Consider the following 24,395-nt stretch of genomic DNA (forward strand, 5'->3'; position numbering starts at 1 on the left):
TTTAAGCGTTGTTTTGTTCATTGGTGAAAAATTGATCTAACGAAGCCAAGTCTGTAATGTTTACACTTCTCGCTTTGCTTCCTTCAAACTGACCTACAATTCCGGCTGCTTCTAACTGATCAATCAATCTTCCGGCACGGTTATAACCCAATTTCAACTTCCTTTGCAATAATGATGCCGAACCTTGTTGAGCAGTTACAATTATTTCTGCAGCTTCTCGAAACATGCTGTCTCTCTCGGAAATATCAACATCGAGTTTTACATTGCTTCCTTCTTCACCAACGTATTCTGGTAGTAAATAAGCGCTTGCATAAGCTTTTTGTGAGCCGATATAATCTACAATGCGTTCTACTTCTGGAGTATCAACGAAAGCGCATTGTACACGAACTAAATCATTACCGTTAGAATATAATAAATCTCCACGTCCAATCAATTGGTCGGCACCTTGAGTGTCCAAAATAGTTCTGGAATCAATTTTGGAGGTTACTCTAAAAGCAATACGCGCTGGGAAATTCGCTTTAATTAAACCGGTAATTACGTTTACCGACGGTCTTTGTGTTGCAATAATTAAATGGATTCCAATTGCACGTGCCAATTGCGCCAAACGAGCAATCGGGGTTTCTACTTCTTTTCCGGCAGTCATAATTAAATCGGCAAACTCATCGACAACCAAGATGATATAAGGTAAAAATCGGTGTCCGTTTTCCGGATTTAATTTCCGTGCTTTAAACTTATCGTTGTATTCTTTGATATTACGAACCATAGCATCTTTTAGTAACGAATAGCGGTTGTCCATTTCGATACACAACGAATTTAACGTATGAACCACTTTTGTATTATCGGTAATAATGGCATCACCATCATCTGGAAGTTTGGCCAAATAATGACGTTCTATTTTATTGAAAAGTGTTAGCTCGACTTTCTTTGGATCAACCAAAACAAACTTCACTTCCGCTGGATGTTTTTTGTACAATAATGAAGTCAGTACGGCATTCAAACCCACTGATTTTCCTTGACCCGTTGCTCCAGCCATTAATAAGTGTGGCATTTTAGCCAAGTCAACTACAAAAGTTTCATTTGAAATTGTTTTTCCTAAAGCAATTGGCAGTTCCATTTCAGCTTCTTGAAACTTAGCAGATCCAATTACGCTGCGCATCGGAACCATCGTCGGGTTTTTATTTGGAACCTCAATACCAATCGTGCCTTTTCCAGGAATAGGCGCAATGATACGAATCCCGAGTGCCGCTAATGATAGTGCAATATCGTCTTCAAGACTTTTGATTTTGGAAATACGAATTCCGGCTTCGGGAACAATTTCATATAAAGTTACCGAAGGACCAACCGTTGCCTTGATCTGAGCAATATCGATTTTATAATTTTTGAGGGTTTCAACAATTCGGTTTTTGTTTTCCTCTAATTCCGCTTGGTTTATAGTAATACCTACTGAGGCATATTCTTTCAATAAATCAATTGTTGGGAATTTATAATTGGATAATTCTAAGGTGGGGTCAAATTCACCAAAATCAGCTACTAATTTTGCAGCCAGATTTTCTTCCATTATATCTTCAACAGCCGCTTTTTCAATTACAAAAACTTCTTCCGGTGTTTCGATAATCTGTAATTCAGAACTTGGAATTGGAGTAGGGGTAACTGCTTTTATGGTTGGTTCCAAATTAATTTCGGAAGCATTTTCAATCGTTGGCTTTAAGGATTCTTTATTGATTTCGAATTGAGAAGGTTTTAATGTAGGTTCTTCGGACTGTGATTCAGGTTCTTCGTTTACCGCAAATTCTTCCAAATTATAGGCTGTTCCAGTAGCAGCAGTAGTGGATAATCCGCTTAAATCTTGTTTGATGTCTTTGTGTTTTTTTTCAAAAAAAGCTTTGATCGCATCTGGAGATATTTTGATTTTGAAAATTAAATAGATTACAACTGCGAATACAATTACCAGTAATGTTCCAGTTTTACCAATATAATCCTGAATAAACTGGTTGAGTTCATAACCAACTGTTCCGCCTAATTCCGGAATAGTTGTAGAGAAAAAACCAAAGGTCATGGATAAAACGATTATAGCAAACAAATCCCAAAACCAAGTGTTTTTAAGTTTTTTGATCGGTAAATCCAGCAATAGGAAGGCGCCGCTTAAAAATAAAAGCTTCACAAACAAAAAGGAAGCCACGCCAAAACCGCGATAAATGAATAAATCAGCGGTATATGCCCCAAATTTACCCAGCCAGTTTTGTACATGCTCGTTTCGGTCTGTAAAAGAATCAACAGCACTTTGGTCGTTTTGACCTGAAATAAAAAAGGATATAAAGGAAACCAAAAAAGCTATTGATAAAAGCATCAGTAAGAAACCAAACAGCATGCGGTACTGTTTTTGGGTCTTTAGAATTTTAATTTCTAACTGCGGATCTTTTTCTTTAGTTTCTTTTTTTACTGTTTTTGCCATTGTTTATCTATAAGCTATAAAAATAGAAATTTAATCGAATTAGTATAGAAATTTTGGAACATAAATTAACAATCCAACAGCGATCGAGGCCATGGCAGCAAATAATACAGCGCCTCCAGCAATATCCTTGATAAAGCCAATTCGTTCATGGTATTCCGGATGAATGAAATCACAAATCTTTTCCACTGCGGTATTCAAACCTTCCACGGCAAGAACCAAACCGGTTGCTAGAATCTGCATCATCCATTCTTCTCGTGAGATATTGAAATAAAATCCAGCAATTATCAACAGAACAGCAATTGAAGATTGAACCATCACGCTGTGTTCTGTGGTGATTAGTTTATGAGCGCCGATGACCGTGTAGCGCACACTTTTTATTCGTCCTGTTACAAAAGATTTATCTCTTTCCATATCATTATAGTGCAGCTAAAGCTAATTCGTAATTCGGCTCATTCGCTATTTCAGCTACTTGTTCCGTGTATTTTATTATTCCATTTTCATCTAAAACAATAACTACTCTCGAATGTAAACCACTAAAAGCACTGTCCGCAATTTCTAAACCGTAGTCTTTGCCAAAACTTCCGGTTTTAAAATCAGATAAATTAATTACATTTTCTAATCCTTCCGCACCACAAAAGCGGTTTTGTGCAAAAGGCAAATCACGTGAAATACATAAAACTTTAGTGTTCGCTAATTTGCTTGCATCGGCATTAAATGTTCGTACCGAAGTCGCACAAGTCGCCGTATCGATACTTGGAAAAATATTCAACACTACTTTTGAACCTGCAAAATCTGCTAAAGTTACGGTAGATAAATCCGTTTTTACTAATTGAAAATCGGGTGCTTTAGCACCTACTTTTGGTAAGTCACCAATGGTGTTTATTGGGTTTCCGCCTAATGTTATTGAAGCCATGATTGGATGTTTTTTTGAGTGTCAAAAGTAGTAAAAAAAAGTGAAACTTCGTGCTAAAGATTTTGTTGTGTAAATTAGAAGTAAACCAATTTTAACACTTTTAATTTGGTGAAATAGATTGTTATATCGTAATATTGCAATATAATAATTTATGATATGGGAGCATCAAAATCAGATTCTTTTTCGGTAGAACAAAATGAAATGGCCAACTTGTTTAAGGCACTGTCTAATCCGGCACGAATTGCTATTGTGGATTATTTATTGACGGTGGATTCGTGTATTTGTGGCGATATTGTAAACGAGTTGCCATTGGCGCAACCTACAATTTCGCAGCATTTGAAAGAATTGAAAAATGTGGGTATTATAAAAGGAACCATCGAAGGAACGGCAATTTGTTATTGTATTAATCCAGACACTATTGACAAAATCGAAAATCATTTTGGGATGATTCGTCATAAATTAAAAAATAAATGTTGTTAATAAAAGACAACTTAGACCTTTTAGACCTTTTAGACAACTTAGATTATAAAAAGGTAAAAAGGTAAAAATCTAATAATCTAAGAAGTCTAACAATCTAAGAAGTCTAAAAAAAATCTAATTATGAAATTATCAGAAATTAAAAATCATTTAAAAAATTTAGAAACCATTGCGTTTCAATTGCCTAATGGCGAATTAGTTCCTACTCATTTTCATGTAACAGAAGTAGGAAAGGTTACCAAAAATTTCATCGATTGTGGTGGAACAGTTCGTAACGAAGAAGTTGCCAATTTTCAGTTATGGGAAGCAAATGATTACGATCACAGATTGCATCCAGAAAAATTGGTTCATATAATTGAATTATCAGAAGAAAAACTTCAAATTCCAGATTTAGAAATTGAAGTAGAATATCAAATGAAGGAAACCATTGGAAAATTTGATTTGGATTTTGACGGAACTAATTTTCAATTAAAATCGAAACTAACCGATTGTTTGGCAAAAGATAAATGCGGAATTCCTGAAGAAAAACCAAAAGTTAAAATAGGCGAGTGGAAACCAAAACAAACATCTTGTTGTACTCCAGAATCGGGTTGTTGTTAATATAAAAATCTAAAAAATGAATAGTACTATACTAGCAAATATTGCTTTAGTTTCTGAATTTAAAATTTCAGAAGAACGAAAAGAACTATTGAATTCATTAGTCGAATACGTTCAGCATAAAGTAAATAGTCAAGAAGAAATTCGTTTAAATTTCATTTGCACACACAATTCACGTAGAAGTCATTTGTCTCAAATTTGGGCACAAACCATGGCGTTTCATTTTCAAGTTTCAAACGTTTTTTGTTATTCTGGCGGAACGGATGCTACAGCACTATTTCCAAAAGTAGCTGAAACTTTAACGAATCAAGGATTTAAAATTGAAAAATTGAGTTCAGAAAGTAATCCAGTTTATGCTGTAAAATATAATATGAACGCTCATCCAATCATTTGTTTTTCAAAGATTTTTGATGCTGCTTTTAATCCAGAATCAAAATTTGCTGCTATAATTACTTGTTCGTCTGCTGATGAAAATTGCCCTTTTATTGCTGGTGCAGAAGTTAGATTACCAATAAGATATGAAGATCCAAAAGTTTTTGATGGAACAGCAGTTATGGACGAAAAATATGCTGAAAGAAGTTTGGAAATAGCTTCGGAAATGTACTTTGTTTTTTCTCAAATAACGAAGCGATAAAATGAAAAAACGATTAGGATTTTTAGACAAGTATTTAACGCTCTGGATATTTTTAGCGATGGTACTTGGAGTTTCAATTGGTTATTTTATTCCAAATTCAGCGGATTTTATTAATTCATTTTCTTCTGGAACTACTAATGTTCCGTTAGCAATTGGATTGATTTTGATGATGTATCCGCCATTAACTAAAATCGATTTTTCAAAAATTCCATTGATGTTTGAAAAGCCAAAATTGTTAACGGCTTCTTTTTTTATCACTTGGATTTTTGGACCATTTTTAATGTTTTTATTAGCTACTTTCTTCTTGAAAGACTATCCAGAATACATGACGGGTTTGATTATCATCGGAATTGCGCCTTGCATTGCAATGGTAATTGTTTGGAATGAATTAGCCGAAGGAAATCGTGAATTAACAGCTGGTTTAATAGGAATTAACAGTTTGTTGCAAGTGTTCTTTTTTAGTTTGTACGCTTATTTCTATTTAGAAATTATGTTGCCTTTATTCGGAATTAAGGGTTTAGAATTGAATATTACGGTTGCAGAAATTGCCAAAACTGTTGGAATTTATTTAGGAATTCCGTTTGCGTTAGCTGTTGCAAGTCTCTATTTGATAAAAAGATTTATAGGTGATAAATGGTTTAATCAAAAGTTTATTCCTTTTGTTTCTCCAATTACGTTGATAGCGTTGCTTTTTACAATTGTAATTATGTTTAGTTTAAAAGGGGAAATAATTGTTGATTTACCGATGGATGTTATTAGAATAGCAATTCCATTAGTTATTTTCTTTGGAATTATGTTTTTCTTGATGTTTTTCGTTTCAAAGAAAATTGGTGCCAATTATCGTGATGCTGTTGCATTATCTTTCACAGCTTCAGGAAATAATTTTGAATTGGCTATTGCCGTTTCCATTGGTGTTTTCGGAATTAATAGCGGACAAGCTTTCGCTGGAGTAATTGGGCCTTTAGTTGAAGTTCCTGCATTGATACTCTTGGTAAATGTTGCTTTTTGGCTCAAAAAAAAATACTATAAACCACAAAAAAACCAACTCAATTGAGTTGGTTTTATATCTAAAATCTAAGAATTCTAATTAAACATGCAATGCTCTATTGTCCGTTGCCGCCAATGCTGCTTCTTTAATAGCTTCAGCAAATGTTGGATGTGCGTGCGACATTCTAGATATATCTTCAGCCGAAGCTCTGAATTCCATTGCAGTTACTGCTTCAGCAATCAAATCGGCACAACGCGCACCAATCATGTGAACGCCTAAAACTTCGTCCGTTTTTGCATCGGCTAATATTTTTACGAAACCATCTAAATCGCCACCAGCACGTGCTCTTCCTAACGCTTTGAAAGGAAAACTTCCTGCTTTGTAATTTACTCCAGCTTCTTTTAATTGTTCTTCAGTTTTTCCAACAGCAGCCACTTCGGGCCATGTATAAACCACTCCAGGAATTAGATTGTAATCGATATGTGGTTTTTGTCCTGCTATAATTTCGGCAACCATTGCTCCTTCTTCTTCCGCTTTGTGCGCTAACATCGCGCCACGAACCACATCTCCAATTGCATATATGTTAGGAACATTGGTTTGTAAATGATCATTTACTTCAACCATTCCGCGTTCTGTAATTTTGACACCAGCTTTATCAGCATTCAATCCGTCAGTATACGGGCGACGACCCACAGATACTAAAGCGTAATCGCCTTCAAGAGATAGAATTTCACCTTTGGCATTTTCGGCTTTGACCGTAACTGTTTTTCCTTTTCTATCGACAGATTGTACTTTGTGTGATGTATAGAATTTCATGCCTTGTTTTTTCAGCACTTTAGTCAATTCTTTAGACAAACTAGCATCCATTCCTGGAATAATTCGGTCCATATATTCCACAACCGAAACTTGTGCACCTAGACGAAGGTATACTTGTCCCAATTCAATTCCGATAACACCACCACCAATAATGACTAAATGTTTAGGAACTTCTGGTAATTTTAAGGCTTCTGTTGAAGTGATAATTCGTTCTTTGTCTAATTTAATGAAAGGTAAATTGGATGGTTTTGAACCAGTTGCAATAATTATGTTTTTGCCTTCAATCGTTTCTGAAGTGCCATCCGCTTTCGCAATAGCGACATGAGTAGCATCTACAAACGAACCTAGTCCTTCAAAAACGGTGATTTTATTTTTATCCATTAAAAATTTCACACCGCCCGAAGTCTGATCAACCACGGCTTGCTTGCGCGCAATCATTTTTTCCAAATTCACTTTTACTTCGCCCGAAACTTCAATTCCGTGATCGGCAAAATGCTGTAATTCTTCGTAATGATGTGAGGATGCCAATAAGGCTTTTGATGGAATGCAACCTACGTTAAGGCAAGTGCCTCCTAGAGTTGAATATTTTTCTATGATAGCGGTTTTGAAACCTAATTGGGCGCAACGGATTGCTGAAACATATCCTCCTGGGCCAGAACCTATAATGACTACGTCAAATGAACTCATAATGCTATATGTGGTTAATTGTTTAAATTTTTGTGTCACAAAATTACAGTTTTTATTTGAATTTTCGAGTCAAAGAAAATAAGGATTTTTAAAACCGAATGTCCACTGGACATTCTCCTCTTAATATCAAATATAAGAGAAGTTTTAGAATTATTTTATATTAATACGTATAAGCATACAAGAACTGATAAAATGCTTTTTTATACTGTTAAATTATTGAAAATCAATAAAAATTAAAAATACATTTCGTAGCTTTGGTTTAGAATATTAGAAGAAATTGTTATTAAAAAACAATGAAGACAATGTTCAAAGCGGAGAAGCTTTTACAGTAAAAGTTATCCCTTAATATGCAAATCTGAGTATTATTTAAAGTAACCGTTAAGAAGAGATTTATCCTTTTGCAATTGGTAAAAACCACTAAATTTAAATAAGAAGGACAGTAACTGGCTGTTTAAAGCAAAAGTGGGTTATGATTTTAAAAAAAATCAGAATGCGCAGAAAATCCGTTAGAGACTATTCTTTAACGGATTTTTTTTGTTGAAAAATAAAGTGCAGTTTTTAATATTGTTCCTATTCTTCTTTTTTAGTTTGTTAGGCAAAATTTACAACTCCCAATCAAGTACGAACGAATCCATTATGAAATTGGGATTTTTTTATGCTTGTTTTTTATTCAGTTTGCTATTTTTAAAACCATACATAAAGTACACTACTAATCCAATTACCAACCAGATGCCAAACCATTTCCAGTTGGACACAGCCATTCCTGTCAGTAGATAACAGCAGGAAATTAACCCCAATAACGGCAGTAGCGAAAGGTTTTTCCAAAAGGCTAAAACAGCCATCACGATACAAAGAATAAAGAATACGACCAACGTGATATTAGTCGCAATTTTATCTCCCGAAAAATCAAATGTTTCACTGAAATAGGTGGGTAAATAATACTGAACAACACCAATAGTTGCAAGGCAAAGCAATGGGAATATGAATTTTGAATTCACATACGGAATTCTGAATTTTCCTTTGGTAGCGCGTTCTACTAATTCTGCTTCGCTTTGCGGAGATAGTAATAATACACCACCACAAACTAACACAAAAGCAAATAAAGTACCGATACTGGTGAAGTCTAATACAAAGTTTTCGTCTGTGAAGAATATCGGAATTCCAACAACCAAACCGGTGACAATGGTAGCAAAACTTGGTGTTTTATATTTTGGATGTATTTCAGAGAATTTCTTTGGCATCAAACCATCACGGCTCATGGTCATCCAAATTCTGGGTTGTCCCATCTGGAATACTAATAAAACACTAGTCATTGCCACAACAGCAGCAATAGATACAATGAATAACATCCATTTAACTCCTTTTAATGCAAAAATTTCAGCCAATGGATCGCTTACACCCAAAAGTTTATAGGAAACCATTCCCGTTATAACAAGTGCCAGAATAATATAAACCACCGTACAAATAACCAGTGAATACATCATTCCACGAGGCAAATCACGTTGCGGATTTTTGCTTTCTTCTGCCAATGTTGATACAGCGTCAAAACCGATATAGGCAAAGAACACAGCGGACACACCGCCCATTACACCACCAAAACCATTAGGCATAAAAGGAGTCCAATTCTCTATGTCAATATAAAATGCACCGACAATTATTACCAAGGCAATTATGGCTAATTTTATGTAAACCATTATATTACTAAAGTTTTTAGACTCTTTGGTGCCGCGATAAACCAAATATGTAATCAGCATATTAATCACTACTGCGGGCAAATCAAATATGATTCGGAAGCCATTTAACGTAGGAGCAGTTTGCCATGCAGTCATTCCTTCTCCAGCTTTATTGGCTAGAATGGCATCTTGAGCTGATTTGTAGTTTATCGTAAGCCATTCCGGTAGATGAAGGTGGAAACTTTCGAGTAAATTGGTAAAATAGCCGCTCCAAGAAAAAGCAATATAAATGTTTCCGATAGAATATTCCATTATCAAGGCCCATCCAATAATCCAAGCAAATAATTCTCCAAAAGAAACATAAGCGTAAGTATATGCACTTCCCGAAACTGGGACGCGCGAGGCAAATTCGGCATAACATAAAGCCGTTAGACCACAAGCAACAGCACAAATAGCATATAAAAAAACTACGGCTGGACCGCCTGAGAAACAGGCATTGCCAATAGCACTAAAAGTACCACCACCTATAATCGCTGCAATACCAAAGAAAGTCAAATCTTTAACGTTTAAAACTTTGTGTAAGCCGTGTGATTCTCCATCACCGCCTTGTTTTACAATTATAGCGGTTGATTTTTTTCGAAATAGTTTGGATAATAACATTCTTTTGATTTTGGTTTAGAAAGAAACAAATATATAAAAGATTTGATAGTAAGAGGAGAATCACCAGTAGGCATTCGGAATAAAGTAGCAAATATATACTTTGGTACTTTTTTTATATAAGTTTTGCCAATTTGTAAATAGTAATATATAATTAAAAACTATCGTAAAACATGATAGTTATCATTAATTTTGGACATCAGAAAATGTAATTTTATAGCAACATAAATAATATACCATGGAAAATGATTCAACGATAGGTAAGTGCCCTTTTAATCAAAAAGATGATGTTTCAGTAAATTCAACTAAAAATCAAGATTGGTGGCCAAAATCATTAAACTTAGATATTCTAAGTCAACATGATTCAAAAACAAATCCGTTAGGAAGTGATTTTAATTATGCCGAAGAATTTAAAAAATTAGACTTAGAAGCATTAAAAACTGATTTAAAAAAATTAATGACGGATAGTCAAGATTGGTGGCCTGCAGATTGGGGACATTATGGCGGATTAATGATCCGTTTGGCATGGCATTCTGCTGGAACCTACAGAATTTCAGATGGTCGTGGCGGTAGTGGAACAGGAAATCAGCGTTTTGCGCCAATAAATAGTTGGCCAGATAATGGGAATTTAGATAAAGCACGCCGTCTATTGTGGCCTATCAAGAAAAAATATGGCAATAAAATTTCATGGGCAGATTTAATTGTCTTAGCAGGAAACATGGCTTATGAATCGATGGGTTTCAAAACTTTCGGATTTGCTGGTGGACGTCAAGATATTTGGAACCCGCAAAAAGAAGTGTATTGGGGTGCAGAAAAAGAATGGTTAGCAAAATCAGGAAGTGAAGGCAGCAGATATTCCGGAGAAAGAGATTTAGAAAATCCTTTAGCGGCTGTAATGATGGGATTAATTTATGTAAATCCAGAAGGAGTTGACGGGGTGCCAGACCCTCTAAAAACAGCTCATGATGTTCGTATTACTTTTGAACGAATGGCGATGAATGATGAAGAGACTTGTGCATTAACTGCTGGTGGTCATACCGTTGGGAAAGCACACGGAAATGGTGATGCCTCTAAATTAGGAAAAGAACCAGAAGGTGGTGAAATTCAAGATCAAGGTTTTGGCTGGTTAAATCCAAGTGGAAATGGCCCTAATACAATAACTAGTGGTTTAGAAGGTTCTTGGACAACACATCCTACGCGTTGGGATAATGAATATTTCCATTTATTGCTAACTTATGATTGGGAATTGAAAAAAAGTCCAGCTGGCGCTTGGCAATGGGAACCAATAAATATTAAAGAAGAAGACAAACCTGTTGATGCTTTTGATTCTTCTAAAAGAAGAAATCCTATCATGACCGATGCTGATATGGCAATGAAAATGGATCCAATTTATAGAGAAATATCAGAGCGTTTTCATAAAGACCCAGCCTATTTTAATGATGTTTTTGCAAGGGCTTGGTTCAAATTAACGCATAGAGATTTAGGTCCTAAGAATAGATATCTAGGTGCTGATGCGCCAACAGAAGAATTAGTTTGGCAAGATCCAATTCCGACAGTAAATTACACGTTGTCAGAAACTGAAATTGAAGAATTAAAAGTTAAGTTACTAAATAGTGGTTTGACAAGAGTTGAATTAATTAATACTGCATGGGATAGCGCTAGAACCTATAGAGGTTCCGATTTTAGAGGTGGCGCCAATGGTGCAAGAATTCGTTTAGCTCCACAAAAAGATTGGATGGCAAATGAACCTGAAAGACTGCAAAAAGTACTAGCAAAACTTACTGAAATCCAATCTGGATTAAGCAAAAAAGTTAGTATTGCGGATTTAATTGTACTTGGTGGAAGCGCAGCCATTGAAAAAGCCGCTCAAGATGGAGGTTTTAACGTCAAAGTTCCATTCTATGCAGGAAGAGGAGATGCAACTGACGAAATGACTGATCCAGCATCATTTGAAGTTTTAGAACCAACAAATGATGCTTTCAGAAACTTTATGAAAAGAAAATTTGTTGTAGAACCTGAAGAATTAATGCTAGATAAAGCACAACTTTTAGGCTTAACAGCACCTGAAATGACAGTTTTAATTGGTGGAATGCGTGTGCTAGGCACCAATTATAAAGGTTCAAAACAAGGAGTGTTCACCAATAATGAAGGTGTTTTAACCAATGATTTCTTTGTAAATTTAACAGATATGAATTACAGTTGGAACTCAGTTGGAGAAAATTTATACAATATTGTAGACAGAAAAACTGGAGTTACCAAATGGACAGCAACACGAGTTGATTTAGTTTTTGGTTCAAATTCTATCTTAAGGTCTTATGCTGAGGTATATGCACAAGATGATAACAAAGAAAAATTTGTCAAAGACTTTGTTAAAGTGTGGTCAAAAGTAATGAACCTTGACCGATTTGATTTAAATTAAATCTTTTATAATAAAAATGCCTCTCAGAAATGAGAGGCATTTTTTTATGGAGTAAATACAGTTTTGTAATTATTCCAATACCGATAAATTAAGAATAGGTTTCCTAAAAACAGAGCGATTGCAAGTGGCAATTGCTCAGGAACTAAAAAGTAATTAATCAATAAAATATTGATGGTTATCGGAAGAATAATTATGTTAGCCAATGTGACATATTTTCCGATGACAAATGATAAACCACAAAGTAGCTCAATACCTTTAGCCAACGGCATTAAATAAGTAGAAGTTACCAAACCCAATTGGAATACCTTAAAATCTCCAGTGGCAACTTTCTCTGGCATCAGTTTTAAAAAGAAACTGATAGATGCATAAAGAAGCAATGCGCCAATTAAAACACGAACAATAATGGTAGCGATTTTCATAATAGCTGATTATTTTTGGTTAGTATACCAAAGTTAAACAAAATAAATACTAATGGATTAAGTTGAGTTATTTATTTCATTTTCAAGTTGCTAGCAGTTATTTTTTGATAAATTTACGATACGCTATAATTCCTAGAATTGTTAGTAAAATTAATGACCAAAGCTGAAATATAAAAGCAAGTAGGGCTTTCATCATATACCAACTAGTTTTTAAACTATCCACGATTTGTAGTCCAATATTTGGAAGATAGGCATTGCTATTTTTTTTATTAGCAACAATTTCTTGCTGAATACTTTCTCGTTGGTACAAATACAAAGTAACTGTACTAAAACTGACCTGATCTTCCAAGTTTAGATTTTGCAAAACACTCTGATCACTTTCGGTTTCTCTAACTAAAATGGTATCCAATTTCGCATTCGGAACTCGAAGTCTGATGGTATTATCAACGGTAATTCGGTTAGTTTCTAGCGTACTGTCTTTACTGATTTTTGTTTCCGATTTTTCACTACTGTTGCTTTTTAAATCCGTGAAAGTTACGAATCCACCATTTTTGCCAACAATGTTTTCAATCACATAAGTTGATTTAGCAACGTTTTTTACTTTGAATTTTAAATCGGCGGTTTGAACAAATTTTCGATTACTGTCTTTTTTCTCAACAGCCGCATTGGAAGAAATTGTTGAGGTTACAGTCGAAGTAACATCCGAAGCTTCAGCGTTAGAATCGGCAAGCGAATCTGCTTGTTTACGCGCAAAGGCAAGTCCGAATAAGAGCAATGCCAAACCAAGTTTTGAAAGGTGTTTCATTTTACATTCATTTGTAAAGGGTATTAATTGCGCTTAATTTTTCGGAAACAATGAGCGTATTTTTCTATCAATAATTTTAAAATGAATTACTTGTTCAACGTTATTTCTTTCCTACTAAAAAGCAGACCACAAATTGATAATCAATATGAAATGAAAGAATAATTTTTATTGTAAATTTGAAAATCATTAAATACACTCACTTTTGAGAACAAAAATTAGCCGAACTATTGATAATCCAACGCACTTTAAGCAACAACTTTTGCAATGGTCACAGCAGTTTCGTGAAGTTGTGTTTTTGGATTCTAATGACTACAAACAAAACTATTCGAGTTGCGATTGTACTTTGGCTGTGGATGCGTTTACTTCGATAAAAACCGATTTCAGCAAAGCATTTGACGAATTAAAGCAATACCAGCAACAAAGCAAAGATTGGCTTTTTGGGTATTTGTCGTATGATTTGAAGAATACTACAGAACATTTACAGTCTAATAATTTTGATGGATTGCATTTTCCAGATTTATTCTTTTTTCAACCGAAGAAACTATTTTTATTGAATGGAAATCAATTGGAAATTCTCTATTTGAATATGGTAGATGATGAAGTAGAAAGTGATTTTGAGGAAATTAATCTGCAGAATGTGGAAAGCAAAACACAGATTGTCACGCCGAGCACAGTCGAGGTGCAGCAGCGAGTCTCTAAAGAAAACTATATTTCCAAAATTTCAAATATGCTCGAACACATTCATCGTGGCGACATCTATGAAGTGAATTTTTGTATGGAATTTTATGCCGAAAATGCGACAATCGAACCAATAGAAATTTATCAGAAACTAAATCGTATTTCAAAACCGCCGTTTGCTACTTTCTTTAAAAATGATATGCAGTATTTACTTTCTGCATCACCAGAACGTTATCTAAAAAAGGCAGGAAACAAAATCATTTCCCAACCCATAAAAGGAACAGCCAAACGTTTTTCAGAGGCAACTTTAGATGAAAATTCCAAAATAGCATTAGAACAAAACCCAAAAGAACGCTCCGAAAACATCATGATTGTTGATTTGGTTCGCAATGATTTATCGCATACTGCCACAAAAGGTTCAGTAAAAGTGGAAGAATTGTGTAAAATATATACGTTTGAACAAGTGCACCAAATGATTTCGACGGTTGTTTCGAATGTAGAAAATACAACTTCAGCTGTAGAAATTATCAAAACCACTTTCCCAATGGGAAGCATGACTGGTGCGCCCAAGATTTCGGCTATGAAAATTATAGAAGAACTCGAAGAAACCAAACGCGGTTTATATAGCGGAGCAGTCGGTTATTTTACTCCAGATAATGATTTCGATTTTAATGTCGTAATCCGCAGCATCTTATACAATGCTAAAGAAAAATACGTGTCGTTTTCCGTCGGAAGCGCTATTACATCTTTATCAAATCCCGAAGAAGAATACGAAGAATGTCTGCTGAAAGCCAGAGCAATGTTTGAAGTTTTGAGTTAAGTTTAAGGGAAAAGGGAAAAGGGAAAAGAGAAAAGGGAAAAGAAGAAAGGGAAAAGTAAAATCATAAAATATGAATAGTTATAGAGATTTAATTGTTTGGCAAAAATCAATGGATTTGGTTACAAAAATTTATCAACTCATAACTCGACTTCCAAATGATGAAAAATTTGGTTTGACATCGCAAATTAAGCGAAGTGCAGTTTCTATTCCTTCTAATATTGCTGAAGGTTATGGTCGAAATTACAAAAAAGACTATTCGAGATTTTTACAAATAGCTAGAGGCTCATTATATGAAAATCAAACACAATTAGAAATAGCAGTTAATCTTTCGTTCATTGAAACGGATGATTTAAAAGAAATTAAAGAACTTTCTTTAGAAGTCGAAAAAATGCTAAATTCGCTAATTAAAAAATTAGAAGAATAGTTTACTTTTTACTTATCCCTTTTCCCTAATTACTAAAAAATATGCTTTCAAAATTCCAAAACCACATCAATAAAAATTTTTCCTTCTTGAACGGAAAAAAACTCCTTTTGGCAACAAGCGGAGGAATTGATAGTATGGTTTTATTAGAATTATGTCATCAATTGAATTTGGATATTAGAGTCGCGCATTGTAATTTTCAATTGCGTGGCGCTGAAAGTGATGAAGATGAAAACTTCGTGAAAAACCAATGTGAAAAACTGGATATTTTGTTATTTGTAAATCATTTTGATACCAAGAAATTCGCAGACGAACACAAATTGTCCATTCAAGTTGTGGCAAGAAACCTGCGTTACGAATGGTTCAATACACTTTTGATCATCAACAATTACGATTATATTCTGATGGCTCATCATTTAGATGACAGTTTGGAAACCTTTTTAATCAATTTCACACGCGGTTCTGGTTTGGATGGTTTGACTGGAATTCCACAACAAAACGGGAATATAATCCGTCCGTTACTGCCTTTTTCGCGAGATGAAATTGAAGTTTTTGCTAATGCAAATGACATTCAATGGCGCGAAGACAGTAGCAATGCATCCGATAAATACCTTCGGAATAAATTGCGTCACGATGTGATTCCCGTTTTAAAAGAACTCAATCCAAGTTTATTGCCCTCGTTTGAAAGTACGATTTCTAATCTGCAACAAGCCCAAACTTTAGTAGATGATGCGTCTCGAATTGTATATAGAAAAGTTGTGGAAGATGTCGATTTCCAAAAGAAAATCAATTTGTCCGAATTGATGCAATTGCCCAACTATCAGGCGTATTTGTACCAATGGCTGGAGCCTTTTGGCTTTACGGATTGGGATTCGATTACCGATTTAGTTTCGGCACAATCTGGAAAACAAATCCATGCGCAAAAGCATTCATTGTTAAAAGATAGAAACGAACTTATTATTTATCAGAAGCAAGAATCGGAAGAAAGTGAAGAATTTTTGATTGAAAAAGAGCAAGAACTAGTTAAATTTCCCTTAAAAATTTACTTTTGTAAAGTAGATGACATTTCGGTTCAGTCAACTAATACTATATTTGTCGACGAAGAAAAACTTCAGTTTCCTTTGTTAATTAGAAAATGGCGTAAAGGCGATTTGTTTTATCCTTTAGGTATGCACGGTTCAAAAAAATTGAGCAAATATTTCAAAGACGAAAAATTTTCTTTGATAGAAAAATCAGAAACTTGGCTGTTATGTTCACACAATCAAATTGTTTGGATTATTGGTAAAAGACAAGACGAACGATTTAAAGTCACAAAACAAACAACTAAAATACTACAAATACAACTTCAATAATGAAACGATTACTACTTTCCCTTTTACTTCTTTTAGCTTTCGCAAATACCAATGCACAGATTATAAAACCAGTCAAATGGACTTCCAAAGTGGAGAAAATATCCGATACCGAATTCAATTTGGTTATGGAAGGAAAAATTGATCCTGAATGGCATGTGTATTCGCAATTTACGCCAGAAGACGGACCTTTGCCAGCTGAATTTAAATTTGATGATACTAAGGGCAACTATGAATTGGTTGGTAAAGTAAAAGAAAGTCCGTATAAAAAACAGTTCAATGATGTTTTTGGAGTGGATGAATATTATTTTGAGAAGAGCGTAAAGTTTACTCAAAAAGTAAAAATTCTGAATACAAAAGTCGTATTAATAAAAGCAAGTATTGATTATCAAGTTTGCAAAACAAGCTGTATTAACGATAATTTTAAATTTAAGTTTGACCTTCCAAACCAGGGAAAAATTGTTGAAGAAACAATCGCTACTATTCCAGCCGATACGAGTACACAATCCCAATTTTCAGTTAGTGAATCGCCAAAAGCAGAAGTAAAAGCAGAAGTAAAAGTTGCAACTAGATCTCCAGAAAAAGAGGAAAATAGAGGCTTGTTAACCATTTTCTTTTTAGCATTTCTTGGAGGTTTAGCGGCCTTGTTAACACCTTGTGTTTTTCCAATGATACCAATGACAGTTAGCTTTTTCACCAAACAAAGTAAAAATCCGGCTCAGGGAAAACGAAACGCCATTCTTTACGGAATTTCTATCATTGCCATTTATGTTGTTTTAGGATTAGCCATTACGGGTATTTTTGGTGCCGATGCTTTGAATGCACTCTCAACAAATCCATGGTTTAATGTGGCTTTCTTTGTACTTTTAGTAGTATTTGCAGTTTCTTTTCTTGGTGCTTTTGAAATTATGTTGCCAAATTCTTGGGCAAATAAAGTTGACAGACAAGCGGATAGAGGCGGAATAATTGGGATTTTATTCATGGCGCTAGCATTGGCAATTGTATCCTTTTCATGTACAGGACCTATTGTTGGAACTCTTTTAGTAGAATCAGCTTCAAAAGGTGGAATCGCACCAATTATCGGAATGCTTGGTTTTTCATCTGCTTTAGCATTGCCATTTATGTTGTTCGCCATGTTTCCAAGCTGGATGCATTCGTTACCAAAATCAGGTGGATGGTTGAATACCGTGAAGGTTTCTTTAGGATTTTTAGAACTAGCTTTAGCATTTAAATTTTTATCGAATGCCGATTTAGTATTGCAATTACATTGGTTAGAAAGAGAAGTTTTCTTAGCAATATGGATTGCCATTTTCGGTACATGGGCACTGTATTTATTAGGTAAAATCATGACGCCTCACGATAGTCCATTAACCCATATTTCTGTCGGAAGATTATCTTTAGGATTAGTAGTTTTAGCATTTACAGTTTATATGATTCCAGGATTATTTGGAGCACCATTAAAATTAATCAGCGCATTTCCGCCGCCGCAAACGTATAGCGAAAGTCCAATGGGATTCTTCGGAAGCAGCTCAATATCAGAAAAAGGGATTTTAACTGAAGGAGCTGAAATCGGTCCCCATGGCTTAACCGTTTTTACCGACTACGCTGAAGGTTTGGCGTATGCTAAAACGGTGAACAAACCAGTTATGTTAGATTTTACAGGCTATGCTTGCGTAAATTGTCGTAAGATGGAAAACAATGTTTGGGCGGATGAAAAAGTTTTAAATTCGTTGAAAAACGATGTGGTTTTAATTTCGTTATATGTTGATGACAAAAGAGATTTACCAAAAAACGAACAATATGTATCTAAAGAGACAGGAAATGATATTATTACTGTTGGTGACAAATGGACCGAATTCATCATCACAAAATACAAAACCAATACGCAACCGTTCTATGTTTTAATCGATTTGAAAGAGGAAAAACTAAATGCTCCAATTGGCTATACACCAAATATTGATGAGTATTTTGGTTGGATGAAAGACGGAATTTCTAAATTTGAATAAATAAAAAAAAAGTTCTTGCGCAACCAATTATCCCTTTTTATATCTTTAGTGTAAACCAAAACCAAAACGATATGAAAAAAATTCAAATTATTTTAAGTTTATTATTTATCACAATCGCTTATGTAAGTTGCGATCCAAATGATGACAATTCAACTTCAGACGACAACTTTTTAGAAAACTTTGGAAATAGTGCTAGTAGAAGCTTCATAGGTCAAATAGTAGATACGGACAATCATCCTTTGCAAGGTGTTACTGTTAAAATTGGTTCTTCTACAACACAAACAGACATTAACGGTGTTTTCATTATCAATGGCGCCAATGTATATGAGCGTTTTGCTTATATAACTGCAACTAAAGTTGGCTATATTGATGGTTCACGTTCTATGGTTCCTACCTCTGGAAAAAACAATGTAAAAATCATGTTGTTGCCCAATACTCCAGTGCAAACGGTACAATCTGGAGTTGGAAGCGAAGTAGCTTTGCCTTCAGGAACTAAAGTGGTTTTTGACGGCGCTTTTGAAGATGCGAATGGGAATGATTATTCAGGTGCTGTTCAAGTCGCACTGTTTCATTTATTACCATCCGATGAAAATATTAGTAAATTGATGCCCGGAATGTTATACGCCCAAACGGAAACCAATCAACAAGCAGCATTGGAAACTTATGGGATGATTAACGTTGAACTTCGCGGTAGTGGTGGACAAAAATTAAATATCAAAAAAGGACACACAGCTGAAATAACTTTACAAATTGATGATAGCCAAATTGCAACAGCTCCAAGTACTATTCCGTTATGGCATTTTGATGAAGAAAGAGGCTACTGGAAAGAAGATGGTGTTGCCACTAAATTAGGTACTAAATATGTTGGAGAAGTTTCGCATTTTTCTTGGTGGAATTGTGATATCCCAAATTCTTCAATTCTTTTGACTTTTAATTTTGTTGATGCAAATGGAAATCCACTTTCAAATTTATATATAAATATTTTGAATCCATCCGGTTTCCATGCTTCGGGAAGTACAGATAGCAATGGACAACTATCCGGGATTTTACCGGCAAACCAAGTGTTGATAGTCAATGTTTATTCGTCGTTTTATTCTTGTGGCGGTAACAACATTCTTTTCTCAACCACTGTCGGGCCATTTACAACAGATACAGTGCTACCCAATATTATTATAAATGAATCAGGTGATGTAATGAATTCTAATGTGGTTGGAACCTTATTAAAATGCGACAACACTCCAGTTACAAACGGATACGTTTATCTATCAAGAAATGGTAACGGGGCTGTTGCTGCGATAACAAATGGAGTTTTTAGCTTCAACGAGATTTATTGTGCAAGCAATACGGATTTTACCTTAAAAGGTTTTGATATTGAAAATCTGCAACAAACAGATTCTATTGCTTATAACTTTACGGCACCAATAACCAATATCGGTAACCTTCAGGCTTGTACAGCAGTGGATGAATTTATTTCTTACCAAATTGATAATAATCCTACGGTATTTTTAATCCAACAAGTGAGTGGTGGTGCATCCGGAACAGGAACTCCAAATACAAATGGTTTTTACCTCAATGCTTACAATAACGATCAAAGTGGTTTGTATATTGGGGGAACAACGAATGTTCCAGGTATTTATACTACAGCTCAATTTTCATTGGAAGGTGGTAGTTTTGGTTATATTAGCTCAACGACAACTAACACCATTCAGTTTAATTTGAATCAGGTTGGCGCGATTGGTCAATACATAGACATGACTTTTAGCGGAACGTATTTTGACCCCGAATTCGGTGGTATAACAAGAACCATTACTGGCGTGGCTCACGTCATTCGAGATAATTAGTCACAACAACAATTTATAACAAAAAAGCCCCATTTAATGGGGCTTTTTTGTCATCCTAAAATTTCACTAACTTCCGATTTTAAGAAGCTTAACGCTAGTGAACTTGCCGATTGACCATCCAGAAGATTGCTTAAAATCTTTTCTCTTAATTGATCTGCATTCGTAACAGACGCATCCAAAGTTGTTTTTCTGATGTTTTGAATGATCGTGTTTTTAGCTGTCAAAAGCATTGTCCACAAATCATCCGTAACATATACTTGCTGGGTTATGTTGTGCTCGTATTCTTGTTCGATATGCTGTATTAAAAGATTCTGATAAGCTACTTTATCGTCATTTATTGGTGCAACGCGAACCAATAATTTTGCCGGATTGATACGTTCTAAAAGCAAAGCCAGTCTTTCATAAGCCTGCAAGCGTAAGGGTAATGCTTCTTTTTGATTGTCTTTTTGCAATAACCAACGTCTCGTGTTTTGTTGGTCTTTAAAATAACTGTCAAATAAATAATAGGCTACTCCACCCGTAATTAATGATGGAACGGCATACAAAAGGACTTCTACTAATTTATCTATACTCATCTTGAAATTTACTAAAATTGTTGACAAATATAATAGAAATAGAGCTAAAAGTTTATTGCTTTTAATCATTAGTAACATTAAATTTGTTGACACAGATTTAAATTATCCTGCAACTTTGCAACTCTGATACTTAGCGACTTTTTAAAAAATGCAACACTACATTTCTCAGCTTAACGAAGCCCAACAAGAACCTGTTTTTCAAAAAGACGGCCCCATGATTATTATTGCGGGTGCTGGGTCGGGGAAAACGCGAGTTTTAACAGTGCGTATTTCTTATTTGATGAGTTTGGGTGTCGATGCGTTTAATATTCTAGCATTGACATTTACCAATAAAGCGGCACGTGAAATGAAAAAGCGTATCTCTGATATTGTAGGAACAAACGAAGCGAAGAACCTTTGGATGGGAACTTTTCACTCTGTTTTTGCTCGAATTCTAAGAAGTGAAGCCGATAAATTGGGTTATCCTTCTAACTTTTCGATTTATGATTCTCAGGATAGTGTCCGATTAATATCTGCAATTATCAAGGAAATGCAATTGGATAAAGATATTTACAAACCAAAGCAGGTTTTCAGTCGGATTTCATCTTATAAAAACTCTTTAATTACTGTAAAAGCGTATTTCAATAATCCCGAATTACAAGAAGCGGATGCGATGAGCAAAAAGCCACGATTGGGTGAAATTTACCAAAATTATGTGGAACGCTGTTTCAAAGCAGGCGCCATGGATTTTGATGATTTGTTATTGAAAACCAATGAACTTATAAACCGTTTTCCTGATGTTTTAGCTAAATATCAAGACCGTTTCCGATATATTTTGGTAGATGAGTACCAAGATACCAATCATTCGCAATACTTAATCGTAAAAGCCTTGTCGGATCGGTTTCAGAATATTTGTGTCGTGGGCGATGATGCGCAGAGTATTTATGCGTTTCGTGGTGCCAACATCAACAACATTTTGAACTTCCAAAAGGATTATGAAAATGTGAAAATGTATCGTTTGGAACAGAATTACCGTTCGACAAAAAATATTGTGGAAGCGGCCAATTCGATTATCGATAAAAACAAAACCAAGTTAGATAAAGTGGTTTGGACGGCTAACGATTATGGTGCCAAAATAAAAGTCCACCGCAGTGTTACGGATGGAGAAGAAGGCCGATTTGTAGCCGGAGAAATATTCGAACAAAAGATGCGAAACCAGATGATGAACGGAAACTTTGCCATTTTGTATCGTACCAACGCCCAATCGCGTGCCATGGAAGATGCGTTGCGTAAGCGAGACATTCCTTATCGAATTTATGGTGGATTGTCGTTCTATCAACGAAAGGAAATCAAAGACGTTTTGTGTTATCTGCGATTGGTTATCAATCCAAAGGACGAAGAAGCGTTGATTCGGGTTATCAATTATCCTGCACGTGGCATTGGCGATACGACGGTTGAAAAATTAACTGTCGCTGCCAATCATTACAAGCGTTCTATTTTTGAAGTAATGGAGCACATTGATAAAATTGATTTGAAATTGAATTCGAGAACCAAACAAAAACTCGAAGATTTTGTCACGATGATTAAGAGTTTTCAAGTTATTAATCAGCAACAAGATGCCTTTGTTTTAACCGAACATGTTGCTAAGAAAACGGGATTGATTCAGGAACTTAAAAAAGATGGAACTCCCGAAGGCATTGCCCGAGTTGAGAATATAGAAACCTTAATGGGCGGTATCAAAGACTTTATCGAAGGACAGCGAGAGATTGATGGGGCACGTGGTGCCTTATCCGAATTTCTTGAAGATGTAGCTTTAGCAACTGATTTAGACAAAGATACTGGCGATGATGATAGAGTGGCGCTAATGACGATTCACTTGGCTAAAGGATTGGAATTTCCGTATGTTTTTGTTGTCGGAATGGAAGAAGATTTGTTCCCCAGTGCAATGAGTATGAATACGCGAAGTGAATTGGAAGAAGAACGGCGTTTGTTTTATGTGGCCTTAACTCGTGCCGAACATCAAGCCTATTTAACCTATGCGCAATCGCGATACCGTTGGGGAAAACTGGTGGATAGCGAACCTTCGCGTTTTATTGAAGAAATAAAAGATGAGTATCTGGAATACATAAATCCAGTCGATAACGGGTATCGGTACAAACCAACAATCGATTTGGATATTTTTGGTGACGTCGATAAATCAAAATTTCGCTCTGAAAAACCAATAGCGGGAACGCCCCCAAAAAAGTACGGAGAAGAACCTGTTTCATCGTTAAATATTCGTAAATTGAAACCTGTTTCGGGGAATTCGCCAAGTAATACCAATCTTTTTGATAGTACATTAACGATTGGAAATGTTGTGATACACGAACGTTTCGGTAAAGGTCAAATCCTGAATTTAGAAGGCGTTGGTGCAGATAAAAAAGCAGAAATTAAGTTTGAAGTAGGCGGAATTAAGAAATTATTGCTTCGCTTTGCAAAGTTGGATGTAATTGATTAAATGGAACATTTCTAAATTTCAAGCTCTAACAAATCTAACAAATCTAACAAATCTAAGTAGTCTAAAAAATGGCCGAATTTATAAAAATATACGAAGACAAACCTAGCGAAGCCGCAATCAAAAAAGTGGCTGACGTTTTGCGAAATGGCGGTTTGGTGATTTATCCAACGGACACGGTTTATGGATTGGGTTGTGATATTACCAATACTAAAGCCTTAGAACGCATTGCAAAAATCAAAGGAATTAAATTGGAGAAAGCTAATTTTTCTTTCGTTTGTAGTGATTTGAGCAATATTTCAGATTATGTGAAACAGATTGATACGGCTACTTTTAAAATTTTGAAACGCACATTACCGGGTCCATATACTTTCATTTTACCAGGTAATAATGATTTGCCGAAAGAGTTCCGTAAAAAGAAAACCGTTGGTATTCGTGTGCCCGATAACAACATTGCTATTGCCATTGTAAAAGCATTAGGCAACCCAATAGTGTCATCTTCTATTCATGATGAAGATGCTGTTTTAGAATATTCGACAGATCCAGAACTAATTTTTGAGAAATGGCAACATTTGGTAGATCTAGTTATCGATGGCGGTTACGGAGATAATGTGGGTTCGACTATAATTGATTTGTCAGGATATGAGCCTATTATTGTCCGTGAGGGAAAAGGCGATCCTGATATTTTTTAATTT

Annotated in this window: 20 protein-coding genes; 12 read left to right on the forward strand and 8 right to left on the reverse strand. The window is 35.2% G+C overall.

Annotation, left to right across the window (positions count from 1 at the left end; all coding sequences use genetic code 11):
* Position 1 precedes the first annotated feature (1 nt).
* The 3 genes from PSU83_RS09145 to tpx are packed head-to-tail and all read right to left on the reverse strand — an operon-like array spanning position 2 to position 3,365.
* Positions 2-2,452, reverse strand: a complete 2,451-nt coding sequence (locus PSU83_RS09145) for a DNA translocase FtsK (protein WP_300589090.1) — start codon at positions 2,450-2,452, stop codon at positions 2-4.
* Positions 2,453-2,491: 39 nt separating this feature from the next.
* Positions 2,492-2,863 carry a diacylglycerol kinase family protein gene (locus PSU83_RS09150; RefSeq protein ID WP_300589091.1) on the reverse strand — a complete coding sequence of 124 codons (372 nt, stop codon included), beginning with the start codon at positions 2,861-2,863 and terminating at the stop codon, positions 2,492-2,494.
* 4 nt (positions 2,864-2,867) lie between these two features.
* A complete protein-coding gene (gene tpx / locus PSU83_RS09155; RefSeq protein WP_300589092.1) occupies positions 2,868-3,365 on the reverse strand; it encodes a thiol peroxidase in 498 nt (165 codons plus the stop codon).
* Positions 3,366-3,521: 156 nt separating this feature from the next.
* On the opposite strand from tpx, the gene PSU83_RS09160 reads away from it, so the two are divergent.
* The 4 genes from PSU83_RS09160 (at position 3,522) to arsB (ending at position 6,127) form a co-directional block, all read left to right on the forward strand.
* Complete coding sequence (locus PSU83_RS09160) at positions 3,522-3,845, forward strand: metalloregulator ArsR/SmtB family transcription factor (protein WP_300589093.1); 324 nt, start codon at positions 3,522-3,524, stop codon at positions 3,843-3,845.
* A gap of 120 nt (positions 3,846-3,965) precedes the next feature.
* Positions 3,966-4,442: a DUF6428 family protein gene (locus tag PSU83_RS09165; protein WP_300589094.1), complete on the forward strand. Its 477-nt coding sequence runs from the start codon at positions 3,966-3,968 to the stop codon at positions 4,440-4,442.
* A 16-nt stretch (positions 4,443-4,458) separates the two neighbouring features.
* Entirely contained in the window at positions 4,459-5,073 is a 615-nt protein-coding gene (locus tag PSU83_RS09170) for a protein-tyrosine-phosphatase (protein ID WP_300589095.1), read from the forward strand.
* A gap of 1 nt (position 5,074) precedes the next feature.
* Entirely contained in the window at positions 5,075-6,127 is a 1,053-nt protein-coding gene (gene arsB, locus PSU83_RS09175; protein WP_300589096.1) for an ACR3 family arsenite efflux transporter, read from the forward strand.
* 33 nt (positions 6,128-6,160) lie between these two features.
* Here the strand turns inward: arsB and lpdA are convergent, their stop codons facing one another.
* On the reverse strand, positions 6,161-7,564 hold the full coding sequence (gene lpdA / locus PSU83_RS09180; RefSeq protein WP_300589097.1) for a dihydrolipoyl dehydrogenase: 1,404 nt from the start codon (positions 7,562-7,564) through the stop codon (positions 6,161-6,163).
* Between the two features lie 653 nt (positions 7,565-8,217).
* Positions 8,218-9,897: an amino acid permease gene (locus PSU83_RS09185; RefSeq protein ID WP_300589098.1), complete on the reverse strand. Its 1,680-nt coding sequence runs from the start codon at positions 9,895-9,897 to the stop codon at positions 8,218-8,220.
* 235 nt (positions 9,898-10,132) lie between these two features.
* Between PSU83_RS09185 and katG the strand changes: the two genes are divergently transcribed.
* Entirely contained in the window at positions 10,133-12,313 is a 2,181-nt protein-coding gene (gene katG / locus PSU83_RS09190) for a catalase/peroxidase HPI (protein WP_300589099.1), read from the forward strand.
* 44 nt (positions 12,314-12,357) lie between these two features.
* On the opposite strand, the gene PSU83_RS09195 is transcribed toward katG, so the two are convergent.
* Both PSU83_RS09195 and PSU83_RS09200 read right to left on the reverse strand, forming a co-directional pair.
* Positions 12,358-12,732, reverse strand: a complete 375-nt coding sequence (locus PSU83_RS09195; protein ID WP_300589100.1) for a DoxX family protein — start codon at positions 12,730-12,732, stop codon at positions 12,358-12,360.
* A 97-nt stretch (positions 12,733-12,829) separates the two neighbouring features.
* The gene (locus PSU83_RS09200) at positions 12,830-13,537 is read right to left on the reverse strand and encodes a DUF4349 domain-containing protein (RefSeq protein WP_300589101.1); all 708 of its coding nucleotides are present in this window, start codon (positions 13,535-13,537) and stop codon (positions 12,830-12,832) included.
* Positions 13,538-13,739: 202 nt separating this feature from the next.
* On the opposite strand from PSU83_RS09200, the gene PSU83_RS09205 reads away from it, so the two are divergent.
* From PSU83_RS09205 to PSU83_RS09225, 5 genes are all read left to right on the forward strand, one after another.
* Positions 13,740-15,035, forward strand: a complete 1,296-nt coding sequence (locus PSU83_RS09205; RefSeq protein WP_300589102.1) for an anthranilate synthase component I family protein — start codon at positions 13,740-13,742, stop codon at positions 15,033-15,035.
* Between the two features lie 70 nt (positions 15,036-15,105).
* Complete coding sequence (locus PSU83_RS09210; RefSeq protein WP_300589103.1) at positions 15,106-15,459, forward strand: four helix bundle protein; 354 nt, start codon at positions 15,106-15,108, stop codon at positions 15,457-15,459.
* Between the two features lie 41 nt (positions 15,460-15,500).
* Positions 15,501-16,808, forward strand: a complete 1,308-nt coding sequence (gene tilS, locus PSU83_RS09215) for a tRNA lysidine(34) synthetase TilS (RefSeq protein WP_300589104.1) — start codon at positions 15,501-15,503, stop codon at positions 16,806-16,808.
* Positions 16,808-18,811 (forward strand): thioredoxin family protein, encoded by a 2,004-nt coding sequence (locus PSU83_RS09220; protein WP_300589105.1) that lies wholly within the window; start codon positions 16,808-16,810, stop codon positions 18,809-18,811. The genes tilS and PSU83_RS09220 overlap by 1 nt, the downstream gene beginning before the upstream one ends.
* A gap of 71 nt (positions 18,812-18,882) precedes the next feature.
* The gene (locus PSU83_RS09225) at positions 18,883-20,652 is read left to right on the forward strand and encodes a hypothetical protein (protein ID WP_300589106.1); all 1,770 of its coding nucleotides are present in this window, start codon (positions 18,883-18,885) and stop codon (positions 20,650-20,652) included.
* A gap of 50 nt (positions 20,653-20,702) precedes the next feature.
* Here PSU83_RS09225 and PSU83_RS09230 read toward each other — a convergent pair whose 3' ends face one another.
* Positions 20,703-21,227: a hypothetical protein gene (locus tag PSU83_RS09230; protein WP_300589107.1), complete on the reverse strand. Its 525-nt coding sequence runs from the start codon at positions 21,225-21,227 to the stop codon at positions 20,703-20,705.
* 148 nt (positions 21,228-21,375) lie between these two features.
* Between PSU83_RS09230 and PSU83_RS09235 the strand changes: the two genes are divergently transcribed.
* Positions 21,376-23,703 carry a UvrD-helicase domain-containing protein gene (locus PSU83_RS09235; protein ID WP_300589108.1) on the forward strand — a complete coding sequence of 776 codons (2,328 nt, stop codon included), beginning with the start codon at positions 21,376-21,378 and terminating at the stop codon, positions 23,701-23,703.
* A 68-nt stretch (positions 23,704-23,771) separates the two neighbouring features.
* On the forward strand, positions 23,772-24,392 hold the full coding sequence (locus PSU83_RS09240; RefSeq protein WP_300589109.1) for an L-threonylcarbamoyladenylate synthase: 621 nt from the start codon (positions 23,772-23,774) through the stop codon (positions 24,390-24,392).
* Positions 24,393-24,395: the final 3 nt, after the last annotated feature.

The sequence above is a fragment of the Flavobacterium sp. genome (assembly GCF_029945805.1).
In the GTDB taxonomy this organism is placed as follows: Bacteria; Bacteroidota; Bacteroidia; order Flavobacteriales; family Flavobacteriaceae; genus Flavobacterium.